The sequence below is a fragment of the Oceanobacillus halophilus genome, from assembly GCF_003628505.1.
Taxonomy (GTDB): Bacteria; Bacillota; Bacilli; order Bacillales; family Amphibacillaceae; genus Oceanobacillus; species Oceanobacillus halophilus.
Genome location: NZ_RBZP01000002.1, coordinates 370,921 through 392,696 on the forward strand (window position 1 = coordinate 370,921; position 21,776 = coordinate 392,696).

Below are 21,776 nucleotides of genomic sequence, written 5' to 3' on the forward strand. Positions count from 1 at the left end.
CCTTATAAAAATATCTTGTATTTTTTTAGTTTCCTTACTATCGTTGGCTGACTCGTTTCCAATGCTTTTGCAATTTCATAGGTATTATCATATTTTTCAGCTGCTAATGTTAACACTTTTTTCTCTGCAACTTCTACTGCTTCTTTAAGTGGAACTATACTATTGATCGTCACATCATTTGATTGACGATATTCAATAGGAAGATCTTCCATAGTAATGAATTCTTCATAGGTTGTTACTGCCAACCTTTCAATTAAATTAGATAATTCCCTTATATTACCGGGCCAGTAATAATACAAGAAAAAGTTCTTTAGATCGTAATTGAAATTTTTATTTATTTTATATTTCTCATTAACTTGATCCAAAAATAGTTGAACCATTGGAAGAATATCATCTCTACGTTCCCTAAGAGGAGGAATCTTTATTGGGATTACATTTAATCGATAATATAGATCTTCTCTAAATTCTCCATTTTCCACCATATTCTTTAAGTTACGATTTGTAGCTGCTATAACGCGTACATCTATTTTCTTTGGTTTCGTCCCTCCAACTCGTTGGAGTTCTCCCTCCTGTAATACTCGTAATAATTTAACTTGTAATTGTAAAGAAAGCTCACCAATTTCATCTAAAAATAGGATGCCTTTGTCTGCCATTTCAAACATACCAGGTTTTCCTTTATTATTAGCACCAGTAAAAGCACCACTTTCATATCCGAAAAGTTCAGATTCAAGTAACTCAGGTGGAATAGCTCCACAGTTAACCTTTACAAATTCTCCTCCTTGCGATCTACTACTATTTGTAAAGATATAATTTGCTAATACATCTTTTCCAACACCAGTCTCTCCAAGAATTAATACAGTAGTATCAATATTTGCTATTCTTAAAGCTGTATCATAGATTATCTTCATTTGCTCACTTTTTGTTATAATTCCCATTAGTTTATCTGGTTTATTTCTCAACCGATTTAATTCTTTTTTATACTTATCATTTAATTTATTAACCTTAACTAATTCCGCTTGTAGTTCATTTAAATCAGATAGGTCCCTAATGTTCGTTATAACCTTCTCTACTTCACCTTGTTCGTTTATAACTGGGCTTCCCGTTAGGATTGTTTCATTACCGGCATAATTTTTTTGAACAACCGAAACCGTTCTCTTTAATTCTAAAACTTTATTTGTTACGGAATTTTTTAATATGCCTCTTCCTATCAGATCATTAACATTTTTCCCGATATAATACTCTTTTGGTATACTAGTAATTCGCTCGATTGCAGAGTTCGTTTTTAACGTTTTCCCATTTTTATCTGTAATGTATATTCCATCATAGGAATTTTCGATGATTGCATCTAACTCACGGTTTAGGTTTTTTAATTCTTTATTCTCTTTCCTCAACATAGATAATTCCTCTGTATCTTGTCCAATTAACAATCTATGTTTTGGATTACTTAGAAAACCTTCCAAGAATATATAATTCTTATCCCGATATTCCGCATATATAATCTTTGACTCAGTTGAAGGAGTCCAAGTAGAGAAAACATTTAATATGTTCAAACCATGCAAATTGTTGCTTTTCAATATCTTGTTAAATGATTTATTATAATGTAAAACTATATTATTATCGTCAAGTATCAAAGCAGGAATTGGTATCCCTTCCATAAATTTGTTATTTACAGTTACAATCAAAACATCACCCTCTGAGTTAAATAAATATCTTTTCATTAACTGTGAAATCATAATTAGTTAAAGTAAAACTACTATTCTTAATAATTTAAAGTTATACTTTAAACTACTACATTTTTCTTTATACAAGTGAATTTCTAGTTCTAACCTAATCTTCTCGGGAGTTGGCTCTTAGATTAGTTTTTCTACAGAGAAAATATTCGTTGATAAATACGCCTTACGTCTTGGTGAAGAATCTGTGACTACGATTTACCAACCTTGCTCCTTTCCGTCATATTGGCTAATACAGGTGCTAACTACCGCCTTCGCTAAATACAATCCACTTCTACCACACATAATCACTAACTCCAATTGGTTTTTTCTTAGTTTTCCCAATAATTTATCATCTGTACTTATAGTAGTTTCTGAAAAAAGATTATTTGTATCCACCTCTATTTATATGTTTATTTGATTAAAAACAAATTTAGGCACATTATGTTCCTTCAACATAGAATCTATTTGCAAAAAAAATTCTTTAACACTATTTCTATTATGATTTTTTCCAGTTTCCAAAGTGAACTTATATGATGATAACTATTCTTTAGAGAATTTAATTGATTCGTTTAATCAACCACTATTCTATTTTCTTTTTTATATTTATAATGTAAATAATTTTCTATTAATTATATCACTATTTAATGATTTAGATAAGAGTTCTTTTCCTATAAGCTCACTCCTATAAAATAATAAAAGCCACCGTCAATATGACGGTGACTTTACCTAAAATCTATCTGTTCCATACTAAGTCCACTACTCACACTAAAAACTAAGCCAGTAGTACTGTTTGATTTATCATAAATAACACTGCTTCCACTAACTTAGTCCAATTCCTCAGCTACTGATTTAGATTTTTATCGAATTTTGTTTAACTATTTTCTTTTTTGTAGCTCATGAAACTTCAGTCTTCTTCAATTTATTAATCTAAGGTGTTGCTGGATATTATTTCTCCCCGTTCCAATTGTCAAATATTTAAGAAAATTTTGGCGGCCAAATTCTATTACAACGTTAGGAGACTTTTATGTTCCAACTCAACAAGTTTTAATTACAGTGGTAGACCTGTGGTTAAAAATATTTATTATTAGCTAGTTTTTAAAACTAGCTTTCCCCATGTTTCTCTTTGTCCTAATTGTTTTAATCCCAAAGGTAGTTGTTCGAACGAATATTCGTTATATATAAGTGGTTTTATAAAACCTTCATTGTATAGTTCTACAAGTTTTGTGTGATTTTCATTCACCTTTTCAGGATACAATTTCCAAAAATATCCCCAATGGACCCCTACTGCGGAATAATTTTTCACGAGCAGATGGTTTGCTGGCGCTTTTGCTATTCTCCCACTAGCAAATCCTATTATTAGCAATCTCCCATTAAAAGCAATACATTTACGTGATCGGTCAAAAGTGTCGCCTCCAACGGGATCGAAAATAACGTCTGCACCTTTTCCATTAGTCGATTCTTTAACAATTTTTACGAAATCTTCTTTCTTATAATTTATAACTATATCCGCACCTATTTCTTTACAAATCCGGATTTTTTCTTCACTACCTGCAGTGGCTATGACTCGTGCACCAAACGCTTTACCTAATTGAATTGCTGCAGAACCAACTCCACCTGACCCTGCATGCACAAGAAGCGTTTCACCTCTTTTAATTTGTGCACATTGCAATAGTGCGTAGTAACCAGTTTGATATGTGATAAACATGGATGCGGCTTCATTAAAAGTCATCGTATCAGGAATAGAGAATACTTTGTCTCCCTCCACTTTTATCCATTCACTATAGGCACCATTTGGGAGACTAGGTGCAGCTAGTACACGTTGCCCTTTTTTATACACTGTATCATCTTCACTCATTACTATTCCTGATAACTCCGCACCTGGTGTAAAAGGCAATGGATGTCTTTCCTGATATTCCCCTTTACACTGCAATATGTCAAAAAAATTCATCGCAGCAGATTCTACCTTGATTAAAACTTCATTTTTATTCTTTTCTATAGCAGGTATTTCTACTTTATTCAGTCTTAAAGACTCCTCTGGTTTACCTAACTTTACTACTTCCCATCTTTTCATTTAACTACATTCCTTTGTAAATTAATCTTATCACACTTATTATTTAGTTCTTCAATTCTATTGATTGCTTTTACATTTTTATCCGCAACAGATTGAGCCATATTTATACTCCCTACACCTTGACCGGCACCCCATATCTTTCCATACCTTTACATTGAGGGATCATTAATTACCTCTTTGCAATTAAATGTTGCCGAATTCTATTCGGAATTTATGAATTTGATATCCATACAAGCATATTCTGCGCCCTATATTTCAGCAGCAAGAATATCTTCTCCACTACTAGACATCTCTCCTGCCAAAATTACTAGAACCTCCAAAAATTTCTAATTTCATGTACAAAAGCTAACGGTTTATAAGTGCCATGACCTCATGCACCACTTGCAACTAATATAAGACCATCCGATCCTTTCTTCTTCACACATTTAATATTTATAACATCAGTTAATACAATACCACCATATTCATGAACAACTTCCACAACAGGTTAAAGGTCAACTAGTGATGTAGTCACTATTGGCAACTATATTCTTTATTAATTCAAAATATTCATAGTATCTTTTGTTTGACGAATGTGTAATAAAGTTAATTGCCCAAGGTACTACTTTAATTTGGAATTTCTTTATTCATTCTTTTTAGTTCGGAAACTATTTTTTATCCAATCTACTAGTATTAAAGAAGTACGAGTATTCAAAACAGGAAATGAACCTATAATACAAGACTTACAGGCATTACTTACCATATCTGGATTTAAGATTAGAAACATAATAGGCAACTATAACTAGTAGATTTAAAGATTTTTTAATTTCATTTAATGAGTTATTTTGCAAATATTCCCCCACAATTATATTATTTTGTAATAGTTACCATCGGCATATTTTCTCTTAATTCGAGCTTTGCAATATCTTTCAAATGAACTTGATCCGGTCCATCTACAATTCGTAAAGTTCTAGCATAAGCCCAAAGAGCAGCTAACGGAACATCATCAGAAACTCCTGCACCTCCGAATACTTGAATAGCCCTGTCTATTACATTTAGCGCAACTCTTGGTGCAGATATTTTTGCCATAGCTATTAGCTTTCTTGCTGCTTTAGCACCTTCATCATCAATCTTTTCTGCTGCTAAATATACCAACTGTCTACCTTGTTCAATTTCAATTCGTGATTCAGCAATAGCTTCACGAATGACAGCTTTATCAGCAAGCTTTGTTCCAAAAGCTACTCTTTGACTTGCTCTTTCTATTAGTAAATGAACCGCTCTTTCTGAGGCTCCAATCGCTCGCATACAATGGTGTATTCTTCCACCACCAAGTCTTGCCTGTGCAATTTTAAAACCATCTCCTTCTTCACCAATTAGATTTGATGCTGGAACCCGTACGTTGTTATAATGTATTTCTGCATGGCCATGCGGAGCATCATCATACCCGAATACAGGCAAGAATCTTTTAATTTCTACTCCCGGAGTATCTAATGGAACTAATATCATTGATTGTTGTCTATGTTTTTCTGCTTTTGTATCACTTTTCACCATTACGATGGCTACTTTACAATTAGGATATAAAGCACCAGTACTCCACCATTTACGTGCATTTATCACATATTCGTCACCATCTCGATACATTTCACCTTGAATATTTGTCGCATCTGAAGAAGCCACAGACGGTTCAGTCATAGAAAAACAAGATCTTATTTTCCCTTCAAGTAAAGGGTCGAGCCACTGTTTTTTTTGTTCTGAAGTTCCAAACTCCATTAAAACTTCCATATTTCCGGTATCTGGTGCACTGCAGTTAAAAACCTCTGGCGCAAGTAATGATTGGCCCATAATCTCGCATAGTTGAGCATATTCAACAAGGCTTAATTCTCCACCATATCTCTTCGTTATAAAGAGATTCCATAAGTCTTGTTTCTTGGCCTCGTTCTTCAGTTCTTCCATTATAGGTGGAACTGTCCATCGAGTATTGGTTTCATTTAATTGTTCTTCGTATTTTTTTTCATTGGGTAAAATAAACTCTTTCATAAATTGTTTTAGTCTTTTTTTTATATCTTCAGCATAATCAGATAATTTATAATGCAATTTTATTACCCCTTCGTTTTTATCATTTATTATTACTTATATAATTTCGTTATGGACTGTTTTGTGCGCTAACATCATAAGATTACTTATACTTTCTTTTAAAGCTTCTAACCTATTATCTTCGACTTCCCCTATTTTCCAACGATAATGTAATTGTTGTTGGATAACTGCTAGTTTATAAAATCCAAAAGCCAAATAATAATTGATATCTTGAACATCACGACCACTTCTATAGGCATATTCCTCTAAAAATCTCCTTCGTGAATAAAATCCAGGTTGGTCAGTAACCATATCTATACCTATATTTGGATCTCCCTTTCCCCCCCAACAAACTAAAGTAGATCCTAAATCGGTCAGTGGATCACCAATAGTTGATAATTCCCAATCAAGAACACCTGTTATTTTTCCTGGTAAATCATTATCAAAAATCATGTTGTTTAATTTAAAGTCATTATGAACAATAGTAGCTTCATGTTGAGTAGGAATATGTTGAAGGAACCATTCTTCAAGCTCATTAACTACATGAATTTCATCCGTTTTAGATTTTGAATATCTTTTTATCCAGCCATTCACCTGCCTTTCAAGATATCCACTTGGTTTTCCTATGTCCCTCAAATTTGCATTTTTATAATTGATATTGTGAAGCTTAACCAAGGTAGAAACTACACTATTCGAAATACTTTCTTTTGCAATTATATTATTTTGATAGTTACTTGGCATTTCACCATCAATAACTACTCCATCTTTCTTTTCCATTAAATAAAATGGTTTATCCATAATAGTATTATCATCACAGAAGATATATGGCTCAGGGGCTAAAGGAAATACAGGATGAATCTTTTTTAATATATTATATTCTCTTTTCATATCGTGAGCTTTGGGCGGAACGTATCCTGCGGGTGCTCTTCTTAGAACAGCTTTCCACTCTCCAATTTCAACTAAAAAGGTTAGGTTAGAAAATCCTTCTGAAAATTTATTTACTATCATTTTCTCGCTCGATAATCCATCAATGCTAGATTTTAAATATGTCTCTACTTTTTCCCAATTTATATTAGTCACCAATACTCATCCTATTCTTTTAATTTTTCCCCTTAGCGAATATTTCTTTTAGCTTTTTTCCCACCAAGGATAAAAATCTGGCATATCTTTACTTACCTTCATAGTGAATTTTGCTTTTCTTTTCTCTAAGAATGATGTAACTCCTTCTTTAGCGTCAGCTCTGCTACCGGTCCACTGAATTAACTTGGATTCAAGTAAATGGGCATCAATTGGATGTTCCGTTTGAGACATTCTCCATAATAACTGTTTTGATAATGTCACTGAAATAGCTGAAGTATTTTCTACGATTTCACTTGCAATTTCATAAGCACGATCTAGTAATTGTTCTGGTGGTACTAGTTCAGAAACTAACCCTGCTTCTACCGCTTCTTCTGCCTTAAATATATTCCCTGTTAATACCCAATAACTTGCTTTACTTATTCCTACAATTTTCGGCAAGAACCAACTACTACAAGATTCAGGAACAATCCCCCTCCTTGTAAATACAAATCCCATCTTCGCTCTTGATGATGCAATTCTTATATCCATAGGCAGTGTCATTGTTATTCCTACACCAACTGCGGGACCATTTATTGCTGCTATTACAGGCTTTTTCATTTCATATAATCTAAGAGTTAATAGTCCTCCTTCATCACGGAATTCTTCGGGATTTTCATCATAATTAAATGTTGCTCCACCTTTCTCTAGATCAGCCCCAGCACAAAATGCCTTACCTTCTCCAGTGACAACAACTACCTTAACTGCATCATCAGTGTCTGCATTATCAAGCACCTCAATAAACTCACTTAACATTTCTCCATTAAAGGCATTTAACTGTTGTGGTCTAGCCAAAGTTATCGTTAATATACCGTTCTGTAAAGTTGTTTTTAAAGTTTTCACCTTAAACACTCCCTTTATTACCTCCCTTCAAATGAAGGAGGACGTTTCTCCAAAAATGCTGAAATCCCTTCCTTATGGTCACTTGTACTATTTAGTAAGACCTGAGCAATGCTTTCATGAATTAGTGCAGCATCTAAGTTGGTGTCCTTTACAACATTTAGAATCTTTTTACCAATTAAGTGACTAAGTGGTGGGCCATCTATAATGGATTGAGTAAATTCTACTGCTTCTCTAACCACACCTTCATTGGTTAGTCTGTTCACTAATCCTTTTTCGTACAAAGTTTCTGCAGAAATTGGCTTAGCGGTAGCGATCCATTCTTTTGCAATTGTTAACGGAAGTCTTTCCGTTAACAATTTGGTTAATCCCAAATCTGGTACAAGCCCTACATTGGTAAAACTGCAAATAAATTTGGTAGATTTCTCTGCGATAATAAAATCGGAAGCTAACGCAACACTGAATCCCGCACCTGCTGCAAAACCATGGACTGCTGCAATCACATATTTATCCAAATTAGCAATTGTCTGGGTCAACTCGGATGCTTGTTTCATCCATGCCATTGATTCTGCTAAATTATTATGTTTATCCATTTCAGAAACATCTCCACCTGCACTAAAAGCAGGGCCCTCTCCAGATAAAATAATAACCTTAACCTCCGGATCCTTTTCCAAATCCTTTAAGGCGTTAATTACTTGTTTTACCGTCTCTTCTGATAGAGCATTCCGTTTATCTGGTCTATTCATTCTAATAAATCCTCTTTGTTTATCCACACTTACAGTAATAAGATCAAACATCAGTTTCTCTCCCATACAATTATTTTACATTTTCCTTTTTATGCATGTGATTTTCCAATTCAGTCCTAATGTAGTTAGGAATTGGCGTAGATTTATGAGCATTCAAATTATAGTTAACGTAAACAGTATTACCTGTAACACATAGTCTATCGTTTTGATATGCTTCTTGATATAACTCCAAACTCGAGGTTCCTATTCGATTTACCCACGTATAGATTTGAACATTGTCGCCAAAGTAAATTTGATCCTTATAATTTATATTGATGTTTACAAGTATCAAAGTCCATTTTGTAAATGACATATCCGGTGTAAACAATTTAAAAATTGGGTTTCTAGCCGCTTCAAACCAAACAGGAAGAGAGGTGTTGTTAATATGTCCCAATGCATCGGTCTCAGATACTCTTGGTTCAATAATTGTACTGTACATCAGGCCTCCTCCTTTTCTATTACTTACTAGTAACTTGTTTTAGATGCTTTTCTATAAACTTTGTTGTGGTATTACCATCAATAAACTCATTATGATTTAATACCTCTAATAAAAGAGGAATATTAGTCTTAATCCCCTCGACTGTATATTTCGATAGCGCTTCTTTTAATTTATAAATGGTATTCTGCCGACTCCCCGAATGTACTATTAACTTAGCAATCATTGGATCATAAAAAGGAGAAACTATTGACCCTTCCTGTACTGCTAACTCATTACGGATACCTTTACCTTGTGGAACACTCAATCTATTAATTTTTCCTGGTGATGGATAAAATGTGTTAGGATCTTCAGCGTATATTCTTACTTCTATTGCGTGTCCATTTAATTTAATATCTTCTTGTTTAAAAGAAAGCTTTTTTCCATATGCAATATTTATTTGTTGTTCCACTAGATCAATCCCTGTTATTTCTTCCGTCACAGGATGTTCTACTTGAAGTCTAGTATTCATTTCCAAGAAATAAAATTTTTTATTTTTATCTACTATGAATTCGACCGTACCAGCATTATGATAACCAATTGCTTTTGCAGCTTTCACTGCGACTTCTCCCATTTTTTCACGAGTGATATCATCCAAAAAATTTGATGGTGCTTCTTCCAACACTTTTTGATGGCGTCTTTGAATGGAACATTCGCGATCCCATAGGTAGACAGTATTATTATATTTATCTCCTAAAATTTGTATTTCAATATGTCTTGGATCATCAATAAATTTCTCAATAAACATGGATCCGTCTCCAAAGAAGTTTTCCGCTCTCTTTTTATTACCCTCAAATGCTTCTAGTAATTGTTCTTCTGTACTAACAAGTTCCATTCCTATCCCGCCACCACCAGCAGATGCTTTTAACATCAACGGATAACCAATTAATTTAGCAGCTTCTTTCGCTTCATCTGCATTTTTTACAGGGTAAGATGTTCCAGGAATAATTGGGACCCCTGCCTTTTCCATTAATATTCTCGATCTTATCTTACTTCCCATTTCCCCTATAATATCAGGGGTTGGACCAATGAATACAATTTTATTTTCTTGACATTTCCGTGCAAATAATTCGTTTTCTGATAAAAGTCCATATCCAGGATGAATTGCTTCGACTTTTGATTTCATTGCAATCTCTATAACTCTTTCAATATTAATATAACTTTCATTAACTCTTGGCCCTCCTACTAAATATGCCTCATCTGCCTGTTCTACATGAGGGCTATCTTTATCTGCTTCTGAATAAATTGCTACCGTTTTAATCCCTAGTTTCCTGCATGTCTTAATTACACGTACAGCAATTTCTCCCCGATTAGCTATTAATATTTTTTTAAACATTCAATTACCCCCTTTTATCAAATACGTAATTACTAAACCTCTATTAAAATCCTGTTGGCCAATTTGCTAATAGTCTATGACTAATTGACCCATTATCATTACATGCAAAATCCAAAGATTGTACTAAAATTTTCCTTGTGTCTCTTGGATCGATGACATCGTCAATTAAATGTTTCTCCGCAGCTTTATACGGACCACTATCAAATTCCCATCTTTGTAACAATTCACTTCTTTCAGCCTCTGGATCACTAGAGTTTTTTAATTTGTTTCCATAGACTACATTAATACCTACTTCAGGTCCCGTAAAATTAATTTCAGCAGTTGGCCAAGCAAAAACAAAATCACCTAAAGAGGGGCCACCCATATTTCCGTATGCTGCACCGATACTTTTTCTTAATACAATTGAAATTTTTGGAACAGTGGCCTTAGCGATTGCTTGATTCCAGACCATTATTTTTGTAGGCATTTTCTTTTTTTCAGCAGCACTCGCAATATGGAATCCAGGTATATCATGAAGAAATATCATTGGAATATTCCAGGAATCACACAGACAAATAAATTCGGTAGCCTTATCACACTCATTTGGACCAGCTGCACCTGCATTTCTCATAGGTTGATTTGCCATAATTCCAACCACTCTTCCATTAATTCGCCCAAAACAAGTTAATAATGCTCTCCCAAATAGTGGCTTTATTTCATAAAAGTCACCATCATCTACAATTAATTTAATTACTTTCTTCATGTCATATGCTCTTTTTCTATTTGTTGATACAATGTCTTCTATACCTTCTAGAATACGGTTAGGATTATCTTGAGTTGATTTGTGTGGCGGTTCTTCTTTTGGATTTGAAGGAAAATATTCAAATACTTTTCTCATCTCATTAATAGCTGTCTCATCACTGTCAGCAAAAAGGTCAACTTGTCCTGTTTGCTCCGCATGAATTTTCCAGCCGCCTAACTCTTCTGGGTCTATTTTCTCTCCTGTAGCTATTTCTAACATTCTCGGTCCAGCTACTGCCATACAAGTACCTTTTGTTTGAACTACTATATCTGAGGAAGCAGCCATCCATGTAGACCAACCGTAGCTATCTCCTAGAATACTAGTAAAAAAAGGTACACGTCGGTTATGTTTTGTTAAATAAGCTGGCATAATCTTCTCACTAATGCCATCAGAACCCATCCCATCTGGAATCCTTAATCCGCCTCCCTCTCCCAAATGAAATATTGGCAATGAGTGTTTTAAAGCAAATTCATGTATTTTTTTAGATTTTCTCCAACTGACACTTCCTTCGGTTCCTGCAAAAACTGTTTTGTCCATGGCTAGAACAACAACTGAACGACCATTTATTTTCCCAAGTCCTCCAATTATCCCATCACCGTAATTTCTATCATCATACCCTGATTCTTCCGTATGATTTAGCTTTCCCAATTCTAGAAAGCTATTTTTATCAAGTAAGTGATCAATTCGTTCACGTGCAGTCAATCTATTTAATTTATGTTGTTTTTCAATCTTAGCAGTGCCACCTATATTTTCAGCTATTTTTTTTCTATGTTGTAAATCGTTAATTAAATCTTGCATCCTTTCACGCCCTTTATCCTATTCTGATCTTTTAATTCATTGTAAACTTATGATTTAGGATTATTACTTAAAACCATTGTTACCTCACTAGATAGAACTCCTCCATTACCATGAGCAAGTGCTATATTACAATTTTCAACTTGTCTTTCTCCACATTCCTCTCTTAGCTGTCTAGCTGCTTCTACTATGGTAAAAAGACCGTACATCCCAGGATGACAATAAGATAATCCGCCTCCATTTGTGTTTACTGGAAGATTCCCACCTGGAGCTATATTGCCATTAGAGATAAAGTGTCCACCTTCTCCTTTTTCACAGAATCCTAAGTCTTCTAAAAACAAAATAACGTTAATTGAAAATGCATCATATAGTTCAGCTACATCAATATCCTTTGGTTCCACACCAGCCATTTCAAAAGCTGATTTGCCTGAATACGCAGCTGCTGTAGTAACTAAATCAAGCATGTTTGAAATACTTCTATGTGTTGTTGATTCTCCGTATCCCCATATATATACAGGCTTTTTATTTAAACTTTTTGCTCTTTCTTTTGTAGTTAGAATAATTGCTGCTCCACCATCTGTAACTAAGCAACAATCTAATTTAGTTAAAGGAGTTGAAATTAAGGTGGAGTTACTTACTTCCTCATGTGTTATAAGTTCCCTCTTAAATGCTTTTTTGTTCATAGACGCCCATTTTCTAGTTGAAACAGCGACTTCAGATAATTGTTCTCTAGTTGTACCAAATTCATGCATATGTCTCTGTGCAGTAAGTGCATATGCAGTTATTGGGTCATGATATCCAAATGGTACTTCAAAAGGGGTAGGCTCCGTGATATTTTTTAAGCCACCACCGTCTGTTCTCTGTGTACTACCATATGCGATTAAAGCTACTTCACATAGGCCATTTGAAATTGCTTGAGCAGCATGTGCAACTAGTGAAACAAAGGAAGCACCACCTATGCTTGTAGCATCCATATATTTAGGTGTAATACCTAGATATTCCGCAAGCGTTACTGTAGGCATAGAATAATGCGCAGAACTAGAAAATAAACCATCAACTTCTTTTATATTTATTCCTGCCTCTTCAGCAGCTCTTACGGAGGCTTGTGCCATTAAATCAGCAGAGTTCATATTTTGTACTACTCCTAAATCAGATTCCGCCACTCCAGCAATTGCTATATTATCAAATATAGACATTTTAATTCCCCTCCTTTACAAGTTTAAAAATTGGTAAAGTAATATCTTCTGTAACATCTCTGTATTCAATTTCCACACTTGCACCAATTTCAATATCGTTTAATTCACAATCAACAATATTGGTCATCATGTTACCACGAACTCCATCTAATCGGACTAAAGCAACAACGTAAGGAACTTCATCTTTGAATCCATCGACTATTGATTTATGTGCAATGGTATAGCTATAGATTTCCCCTAATCCATTATGTTCTTTAAATGCTATCCTCGTTCCACCGCAAATCGGACAAGCAACTCTTGGATAAAAAAACATTCGTTGACAATCATTGCAATGTTGAATCGTTAATTTTCCTTTTTTTAAATTTTTCCAATATGTTTCACCTATTCCTTTTATATCAGGCAACGGCTTATGATATTTCACTTTATACTCCACCCTTCTAATCACTTCCATTTAACACTTTAATCAGATGTTCTTTTAATTTAAATTTCTGTATTTTGTTTGTTAATGTTTTAGGAATCTCATCAACAAATTTAATATATTTCGGCCACATATACCTTGGTAAATTAACCTCGACCCAGTCTCGGATTTCTTTCTCTTCAATCTCTGACCCTTCTTTTAATACAATATAAGCTGCAATTTCATCTCCATATTCTTCCGTAATCGGAAATACTACACTTACTTCAATAGAAGGATGCTCATAGAGTTCATCTTCAACTTGGTAGGATGATACCTTTTCTCCCCTTACCTTTAGAATACTTCCTTTTCTATCAACGAAGTGGAAAATACCATCTTCATCTTTATATGCAAAGTCTCCAGTATGAAACCATAGATTTTTAAAGGCCTCTAACGTTTCCTCATTTTTCTTATAGTACTCAGAAAGTATTAAACTAGGGACTTTAGGTCTGACAGATAATTCTCCAATTTCATTAGGCAAGCACTGTTCATCGTTTTCATTTAAAACAGTTGCTTCTAGAAAGAAAGAAGATTTACCCATATAACCTTTCTTTATTTCTGAATTTCCCTTAACAACTTCTAGATTAAGATTTCTAGCAATCTCTAGGATATCTTCTTTTGGATACCCTCTATACATTTCTTTAGGTGTACCATATTCTTCTCCTAATTCGTCAATCAATCCACATATTCCAAATCCAGATTCCGTTTGGCCAAATCCTGCCAATATAAAATCAAAACCGAATCTTTTAGCTAGTTTTGTATGATAATCTGGTAATGGTTGTATATGAACTTTATTCAGGGTATTATTCCTATCTTCAGGTGTTTCTTCAGCATTCATTAGCCAAGTGGTCATCACACCTACTAATACTGCACTTGTTGCTTGACTAACTCGTATTCTTTCCCAAAAATTCGAAGAACTAAATTTATCCCATAGCGCTACACCACAACCAGCAAAAACGGCTCTGGTTATATTAAAAAAAGCACCTCCAACATGGTATAACGGTAAATCATTATATATAATATCTTCATGGTTAAGAATCTTACCAAAGAAGAATGAATAAGCATAAATCCATCGATGTGATTGAACTACTCCTTTAGGTAGACCAGTCGTTCCAGATGTGTAAATAATACTAGCTTCATCAAAATAATATAGGTCAACATCTAGATTAGTCATATCACCATTTAATAGGCTGTTAAAGGAAATTTCTTTACTTTGCATTATTTTCTGTTTAGAGTTCGATACCTTTTCATCAGATTGATAAACGATATTAATAATATCTTTATTATTAATTGAGTTACTAATCTTTTTATACTCATTTCCAAGTTCGTCTTCCATTATTAGCATTAGTGGATCGGTATCATTAATTAAATAAGATAAAGACTTCCCTTTATAATTAAAATTGATAGGTGCAAATACTCCACCAGCTTTCCATACACTAAACATCACTAACGTGCTAAGAAAGGAGTTTTTCATAAATACAGAAACTCTATCTCCTTTTTTCAAACCCAAGGAAACTAAATTATGGGCAATACAATTCGTCATTTCATTGAATTCTTTGTAAGTGTACCTATTATTGTCCTCACCATAATATAGAAACATTTTATCTCCGTACTTAACAGCTTGTTCTTCTAATTTCCTAACAACTACATGTTCTTCGTTAACCAACTGTTCTATTAAGTCTATTGTCTTTTCCATGTTAGTTCCTCCCCAATTTAATTATTATGGACGATACTTATGCTTATTTCCAAGCTGTTGCGGAAGAAGACTATAGGCATCTTTCACCCACTCACATAGAAGGGGTCTAGTTTCTCTTGGATCAATTATTTCTTCAATACCAAACTTCTCAGCAGTTCTATACGGTGATGTTACGTTTTGTAATTGTTTTAACAGTTTCTGTCTTAAAGCTTCTGGGTCATCACTTGATTCTAAATCTCTCTTATATGCAACTTCTAAGCCACCCTCGATTGGGAGCGATCCCCAAACTCCTGATGGCCATGCATACCTTTGATTTAAACCGTGTCCATTAGACATACCAGCCCCACCTACCCCAAAAACTCTTCTTAGAATTATTTCCATCATTGGGACAGTAGCTTGATATACAGCGGATATGGCACTTACTCCTTTACGAATGGTCCCTTTTTTCTCTGCATTTAAGCCGACTTCTAGTCCTGGATTATCAACAAAGTTAACTATTGGCAGGTGAAAAGTTTGACATAAATCAACAAAACGCTCGATTTTCTCTGAACTTTCTGCCGTCATTGCCCCTGCATTTTTATAGACATCTGGTGCAATCACACCAACAGGATGCCCATCCAACCTAGCGAAAGCAGTAATCATGGAGCTTCCATAAAATTTTCCCATTTCAAATATAGAATCTATATCAAAGATCATTTCTAAGATTAGACGACTCTTATACAATTTTCTTCTATCACGTGGGATTGCAGATATTAACTCTTCTTCCTTTCTATATGGATCATCACTACTTTTAACTACTGGTGGTAATTCCCAAATATTTGTTGGCATATATGATAGAAATTTCCTGATATGATTAAATGCATCTTCTTCACTTTTAGCTACATTGTCCACCGCACCGCTAGATTTATGAACCTGTACTCCACCCAATTCCTCTTTATCCAAGTCTTGTCCCATTCCATGCTTAACAATTAAAGGACCTGCAACAAATAATTGGGAAATATCCTCAACCATAACTGAAAAGTGTGATGTAGAAACTCGAGCTGCACCTAAACCTGCCACCGATCCTAGACAGGCAGATATTACAGGAACTGTTTGTAAGTTCTCTATTACATGGTCCCAAGCTGGATTAACTGGAACATAAGTATAGCCGTTATCAGCTAACAACTTTACGCTGCCGCCTCCACCTGTTCCATCTACTAAACGTATTATAGGTATTCTAAGTTCTTTAGCCATTAATTCAGAGTATTCTTGTTTTCTTGTAACTGCTCCATCCATTGAACCACCACGAACTGTAAAATCATCAGCTCCAATTACTACCTTGCGATTATTTATACGTCCTGTTCCAGTAACGAAGTTTGCAGGTGTAAAATCAACCATTTCGCCGGACTCATCGTACTCCCCATTACCTGCAATAGCTCCTATCTCATGAAACGTCCCATTATCAAGTAATTGATCAATTCTTTCCCGGACAGTTAACTTCCCTTGTTTACGGTGGCGAGCTACTCTTTCCTCACCGCCCATTTTTTTTGCTAATTGTTCTCTTTTACGTAGCTCTTCAATTTCCTTTTCCCATGACATACACAATCCCCCTTATTATTATTATTATTATTAAAATTCAATCTATTTTCACTGTAATATTTTTATTTACTGAATGTATTCCTTTAATATTTTTTCTAATTCCCTCTTAATAACTTTTCCTGTTGCTGTCATTGGTAATTGTTCAACAATTTTAACTATTGGCACTTTGTAAGTAGCCATATTTTCGGAGCACCATTTGTGAATATCTTCTTCACTTACTGATTCTTTGTATTCCTTTTTAATTGTTACAAAAGCAACTGGTACCTCCCCTTTTTTATTATGAGGCATACCTACGATTCCATTTGAAGAAATTGCTGGATGTCGAGCTAGTATAACTTCAACTTCTGGAGGAAATACACTCATACCATTTACCTTAAGCATTTCTTTATTTCTTCCCAGAAAATGGATAAACCCATCTTCATCAATCATACCCATGTCCCCAGTATGGAACCATCCATCTTTGTTACTTTCATTTGTTTCCTTTGGTTTATTCCAATATTCCTTAAATAAGGAAGGTGTACTTACTAGTAACTCACCTTCTTTTCCAAGTGGCAATAATTCACCTGTTTCAAAGTCTGTAACTTTAAATTTCGTTCCAGGGATTGGCAAACCTACAAAGACAGGTCGACTTAATAAATCCATGTTCTCTTTATGCATATAAGAAGTAAAAGTGTCATATGTGTGAGTTTCCGTCATTCCCCATGTAGCTTCAATCACAGTACAGCCAGTAAATTCCTTCCATTGTTTACGATAAGTGAGGTCAAGTTTCATTGATAGTGATGTTGCAGTTGTAACCCTTAGAGATCTTAGATTGTACTTGTCTCTATCTTCAAACTCTAGTATTTCTACGATGTTATCTACTCCAACATTTAGTAATGTAACCTTATAATCATTAATAGCTTTCATTACTGTTTCAGGATCCCATCTGCCTAAGATAACATGTGTAGCTCCAGATATTACTGGATTCAGGACACAAAGTACTTCTCCTGCAATCCAGAAAGCTGGCCAATATTGCAAGGCAATATCTCTTTCATCAATGCAGAAGATATACGTGCATGCAGAAGCAGAAGTGTATAACATATCTCTTTGAGTGTGAACACACCCTTTAGGAAAGCCGGTGGTTCCACCTGTGTAATTAAGAGCAGCTATATCATCCAAAGATACATCAAAATTGGGATAGACTATGGATTGTTTCTCCAAAATAGTTAGTAAATCATCGGTTCCTTTACAATTTTTTCTAGTCTTTAAGTACATTGGATGCACTGGTAGGGTTGGGTTTTCAGGTAAAAAGTCCATTAGACTTGTTGTAACCACTTTTTGTAAATATGATTTTGATTGAATCTTTTCTACCAAATCATACAGCTGATCAGTTGCAATGATTAATTTAGCCTGGCTATCATTCAATTCATATAATAGTTCTTCTTCTTTAAACATAGGATTAACAGGTACATGTACAGCACCTAATTTTAATATGCCATAAAAAGCTATGAGAAACTGTGGACAGTTAGACATAAATACCGCAACTCTATCACCCTTGTTTATTCCTTTTTCTGATAAGTAGGACGCAAATTTGCTACTATTATCATCAAGTTCTTTAAAGCTTATTTCTCTTCCATAGTAAATAATTGCGCTTTTATCTGGAGTTAATTCAGCTCGTTTTTTCAAATAGTCAGTTACCAAAATTTCTCCAAATGGATAATTTGTAGATTTTGGAAGTTCCAATGGCATGTTTTTTTTCCAAAGTTTTGTTAAGTTTTCTATATATGTTTTGTTGTCCATTATTACACACTCCCATATTTATAATTATTTTTTATCTTCTATTACAACAAATGAGGGTTTTTTAGAAGCAATATTTTTAATTAATAAAAACACCATTTCTATTAATACTAAAGAGAAACTGATTGGAACTAACAATATAACTGGCCATAATGGATAATTCGTTCCACCAGCGGTAAAAGCAAGGCCACTGTCTACTGAGGTTAAAAAATACTGAAATCCATAAAAGATTAATAGTAACATTAAGACAATTTCCAAAATTATTAGGCATATCGAAACAAATAATTGAAATTTTATGTTTTTACTTTTTCCTATTATAAAGTCGATTCTTGGCATCATTCCTTTTTCAAAAGCAAATGCCATTGCTGGAAACACAATTAACGGCATAAAGTAATTAGATGTAATTTCATAGGCATAAAGTGATATAGAACCTTCAATGTTTCTAAAAAGTACATCTAAGCAGATATAGAACATCATTATAAAAACGGCAAATCCGCTTACTAACATGCCCAACTTCTTAATATAAATGAAAAATTGATATATTTTACTAAAGTTATCGGACAATTGTTATCCCCCTTTGTTACATTTGACTTGGCAAATAGGTTATTATTCCTGGAAAAGCAATTGCAAGACCAATAACAACTAATGCAATAAGCAATGAATAAAGTAACGTATATTTAAAGATCTTTTCACTAGATATTCGTGATACACCCGCAACAGCATAAACACTCAATCCTACTGGTGGAGTTAATAGTCCAATCGTACATAAGATCCCTACGACTACACCAAACCAAATCTTATCAACACCCATTTCTACTATAAGAGGTAAAACAATCGGTGCTGTCATAATAATGACTGCTGCTCCTTCAATAAACATGAATAAGAGGAAGTATATAATACTTAAAATGATTAGTATCAGTATTGGATATTCAATTAAGGTACTTAGCAATTCAATTATTTTTCTTGGCAATAGGGAAACAGAAACAAATCTTCCAAATATCTGTGCACCAATCATTATCATTAAAATCATAGACGTTAGCTTAACAGTATCTGCAAAAGAATCAGATAGTGTTTTCATATTTACTTTTCCGAGAATCAGTGCAACAATAAAGCTTGATAGCGCACCAACTGCACCTGCCTCTGTTGGAGTGAAAATCCCAGCAAAAATTCCATAAAACACTATAAATACAATTAAACCTGTCAATGTTAAAGCGATAATGGATCGAGAAATTGGTAGCTCCTCTTTTGTAAACGCAACCTCTTCGTTTTTCTTTTTATTGTTTTTTTGTAACAAAAACAACATTATTACAATAATGGTTAGCATCATAACAATCCCAGGAACTACTGAACCAATAAACATTGCACCTATTGGTGTTTCAGTTGCTACACCCCATAAAATCAAAATAATGCTAGGGGGGATAACTGCTGACAGTGACCCCGCCACTGCCGCAGTTGCTCCTGCTAACCCATCGTTATATCCTCTCTTTACAAGCTGAGGTACAGATACCTGTCCAAATGCCCCAGCTGATGCATTAGAGGATCCAGATACAGCCCCCAGCATTCCACCAGCTAATACAGTTAATATCCCTAATATTCCACTTCGACCTCTTGAAATATTGTATACAAAACTGTATAAATCCTCGACAACTCCAGCCCTTACTATAAATTGAGCCATTAATACGTATAATGGTACTGTGGTCAATGAATAACTAGCTGTTCGAATAAATGGATCTGATTGAAGAAAATTAACAATATACCCAGGTCCTTCAAGTAAAACTAAACCTAATATCCCTACAAATAGTAATATAGAGTGTATATACATACCGAACAGCAAAAGTAGAAATATTAGAATAAAAAGAATAATAAACAGTGTCTCAATAGTCATGGATTCACCTCACACACCCCATTAGTTTATAGATTCAATTACTCAAGCTCCATCATAGAATCAAAGACTTCTCCACCATTTTTTATTATTAAGTCTCTCCATAATATTGCTGTCTCTAGTCCAGGAAGACCTTCTGATTCTTTTGATTCAATCCAAATTTCCCATGTTCTTAATGACGCTTGTTCGATTAAATCTTTTGCATCTTGATCTAATTCGTCATATGGAGTAAATTGAATTCCATCAGCTTTTGCTTGTTCTACAGATTCATCAAATGCATCCCGTTTAACAGTGCTTTCAGCTAATTCATAAGCTGCATCTTCCATTACTTTCTGAATATCCTCTGGTAATCCATCCCATTTTTCTTCTGTCATTAGCCATACTAACGGGAAATGACCAATACTTAATCCTTCTATAGAATTAGTCAACATTTCATCAAACCCATATGGTTTGTAGTCAACAACTGAACGAACTGTTCCATCTAATGCTCCTCTACTCAATGCTTCAAATTCCTCACTCCAAGGCATTGATACCGAACTAGAACCTAGTTCTTGAACAAAAATCTCATGGGCACGTCCGCCTGTTCTCAACTGTAAATTTTGTAGACTTTCAGCAGTTTTCAATTCTTGATCAACTGCTCCAATAGTATATTGTGATACTGGTTGAACAGGAAGTGCTTTCATACCATGTTGACCGTATTCTAAATCTGTAAATGTCTTTCCATCTTGTAGTTCTACATCACTACTAATTAAGTCTGCAAATGCTTTAGCTGCAATTAATGCGTCAGAACTTTTTAATGGTAACATTGCAACATCTGATAATGGATATAAATCTGGATTGTAAGTTGGCAAAATTGGAGCTGCTACATCAATTGTGCCGTCTTGTAATGCACGTATTTCTTCCCCCATAGGAACTAATTCTTCAGAGAAGAAGGCATCGAAGGTCACCTTTGTTTCATCTTCTACTGTCTCCATCCAAGGTGTAGTAAATGCTAGAGTATTCGCATCTTCACCACTAAGTCCAGCATTTAATCTCAAGTTAATTGCTTCTTCGCTATCACTTCCACTATCATTTGAACTTTCACTATCATTTGATCCATTACCCTCAGATGTTGTTGATCCTGTTTCATTTGAAACACAAGCAGTTACTACTAGTGCTAGTAGTAACACCGAGACTAGCATTAAAACCTTTTTCATTTTATTTCCCCCTTGTTTTTGAAATAATTATATTA

At 34.4% G+C, this 21,776-nt stretch carries 17 protein-coding genes; all 17 read right to left on the reverse strand.

Features of this window, described 5'->3' with window-relative positions; all coding sequences use genetic code 11:
- Positions 1-2: 2 nt before the first annotated feature.
- The 17 genes from D8M06_RS05725 to D8M06_RS05805 all read right to left on the reverse strand — a co-directional run bounded on the left by D8M06_RS05725 (position 3) and on the right by D8M06_RS05805 (position 21,741).
- Positions 3-1,682 carry a sigma-54 interaction domain-containing protein gene (locus D8M06_RS05725; RefSeq protein ID WP_241558845.1) on the reverse strand — a complete coding sequence of 560 codons (1,680 nt, stop codon included), beginning with the start codon at positions 1,680-1,682 and terminating at the stop codon, positions 3-5.
- A 1,114-nt stretch (positions 1,683-2,796) separates the two neighbouring features.
- Positions 2,797-3,783, reverse strand: coding sequence for an NADPH:quinone oxidoreductase family protein (locus D8M06_RS05730; RefSeq protein WP_121203431.1), 987 nt, complete (start codon positions 3,781-3,783; stop codon positions 2,797-2,799).
- An 849-nt stretch (positions 3,784-4,632) separates the two neighbouring features.
- Complete coding sequence (locus D8M06_RS05735) at positions 4,633-5,856, reverse strand: acyl-CoA dehydrogenase family protein (RefSeq protein ID WP_121203432.1); 1,224 nt, start codon at positions 5,854-5,856, stop codon at positions 4,633-4,635.
- A gap of 36 nt (positions 5,857-5,892) precedes the next feature.
- Positions 5,893-6,915 (reverse strand): phosphotransferase family protein, encoded by a 1,023-nt coding sequence (locus D8M06_RS05740; RefSeq protein ID WP_241558846.1) that lies wholly within the window; start codon positions 6,913-6,915, stop codon positions 5,893-5,895.
- Between the two features lie 48 nt (positions 6,916-6,963).
- Positions 6,964-7,794 carry a crotonase/enoyl-CoA hydratase family protein gene (locus tag D8M06_RS05745; protein ID WP_206613284.1) on the reverse strand — a complete coding sequence of 277 codons (831 nt, stop codon included), beginning with the start codon at positions 7,792-7,794 and terminating at the stop codon, positions 6,964-6,966.
- A gap of 17 nt (positions 7,795-7,811) precedes the next feature.
- Positions 7,812-8,588, reverse strand: coding sequence for an enoyl-CoA hydratase/isomerase family protein (locus D8M06_RS05750; protein WP_121203434.1), 777 nt, complete (start codon positions 8,586-8,588; stop codon positions 7,812-7,814).
- A 19-nt stretch (positions 8,589-8,607) separates the two neighbouring features.
- On the reverse strand, positions 8,608-9,015 hold the full coding sequence (locus D8M06_RS05755) for an acyl-CoA thioesterase (RefSeq protein ID WP_121203435.1): 408 nt from the start codon (positions 9,013-9,015) through the stop codon (positions 8,608-8,610).
- 19 nt (positions 9,016-9,034) lie between these two features.
- A complete protein-coding gene (locus D8M06_RS05760; protein WP_121203436.1) occupies positions 9,035-10,387 on the reverse strand; it encodes an acetyl-CoA carboxylase biotin carboxylase subunit in 1,353 nt (450 codons plus the stop codon).
- A 43-nt stretch (positions 10,388-10,430) separates the two neighbouring features.
- A complete protein-coding gene (locus D8M06_RS05765) occupies positions 10,431-11,966 on the reverse strand; it encodes an acyl-CoA carboxylase subunit beta (RefSeq protein ID WP_121203437.1) in 1,536 nt (511 codons plus the stop codon).
- Between the two features lie 47 nt (positions 11,967-12,013).
- Positions 12,014-13,159 (reverse strand): acetyl-CoA acetyltransferase, encoded by a 1,146-nt coding sequence (locus tag D8M06_RS05770; protein ID WP_121203438.1) that lies wholly within the window; start codon positions 13,157-13,159, stop codon positions 12,014-12,016.
- Position 13,160: 1 nt separating this feature from the next.
- Positions 13,161-13,580 carry a Zn-ribbon domain-containing OB-fold protein gene (locus tag D8M06_RS05775; RefSeq protein ID WP_158591734.1) on the reverse strand — a complete coding sequence of 140 codons (420 nt, stop codon included), beginning with the start codon at positions 13,578-13,580 and terminating at the stop codon, positions 13,161-13,163.
- 16 nt (positions 13,581-13,596) lie between these two features.
- Positions 13,597-15,309, reverse strand: a complete 1,713-nt coding sequence (locus tag D8M06_RS05780) for a class I adenylate-forming enzyme family protein (RefSeq protein ID WP_121203440.1) — start codon at positions 15,307-15,309, stop codon at positions 13,597-13,599.
- 24 nt (positions 15,310-15,333) lie between these two features.
- The gene (locus tag D8M06_RS05785) at positions 15,334-16,887 is read right to left on the reverse strand and encodes an acyl-CoA carboxylase subunit beta (protein ID WP_121203441.1); all 1,554 of its coding nucleotides are present in this window, start codon (positions 16,885-16,887) and stop codon (positions 15,334-15,336) included.
- A gap of 66 nt (positions 16,888-16,953) precedes the next feature.
- Positions 16,954-18,666, reverse strand: coding sequence for an AMP-binding protein (locus D8M06_RS05790; RefSeq protein WP_121203442.1), 1,713 nt, complete (start codon positions 18,664-18,666; stop codon positions 16,954-16,956).
- Positions 18,667-18,690: 24 nt separating this feature from the next.
- Positions 18,691-19,227, reverse strand: a complete 537-nt coding sequence (locus tag D8M06_RS05795) for a TRAP transporter small permease (RefSeq protein ID WP_121203443.1) — start codon at positions 19,225-19,227, stop codon at positions 18,691-18,693.
- Between the two features lie 16 nt (positions 19,228-19,243).
- Positions 19,244-20,548, reverse strand: a complete 1,305-nt coding sequence (locus D8M06_RS05800; RefSeq protein ID WP_241558847.1) for a TRAP transporter large permease — start codon at positions 20,546-20,548, stop codon at positions 19,244-19,246.
- A gap of 38 nt (positions 20,549-20,586) precedes the next feature.
- Positions 20,587-21,741, reverse strand: a complete 1,155-nt coding sequence (locus D8M06_RS05805) for a type 2 periplasmic-binding domain-containing protein (protein ID WP_121203444.1) — start codon at positions 21,739-21,741, stop codon at positions 20,587-20,589.
- Positions 21,742-21,776: the final 35 nt, after the last annotated feature.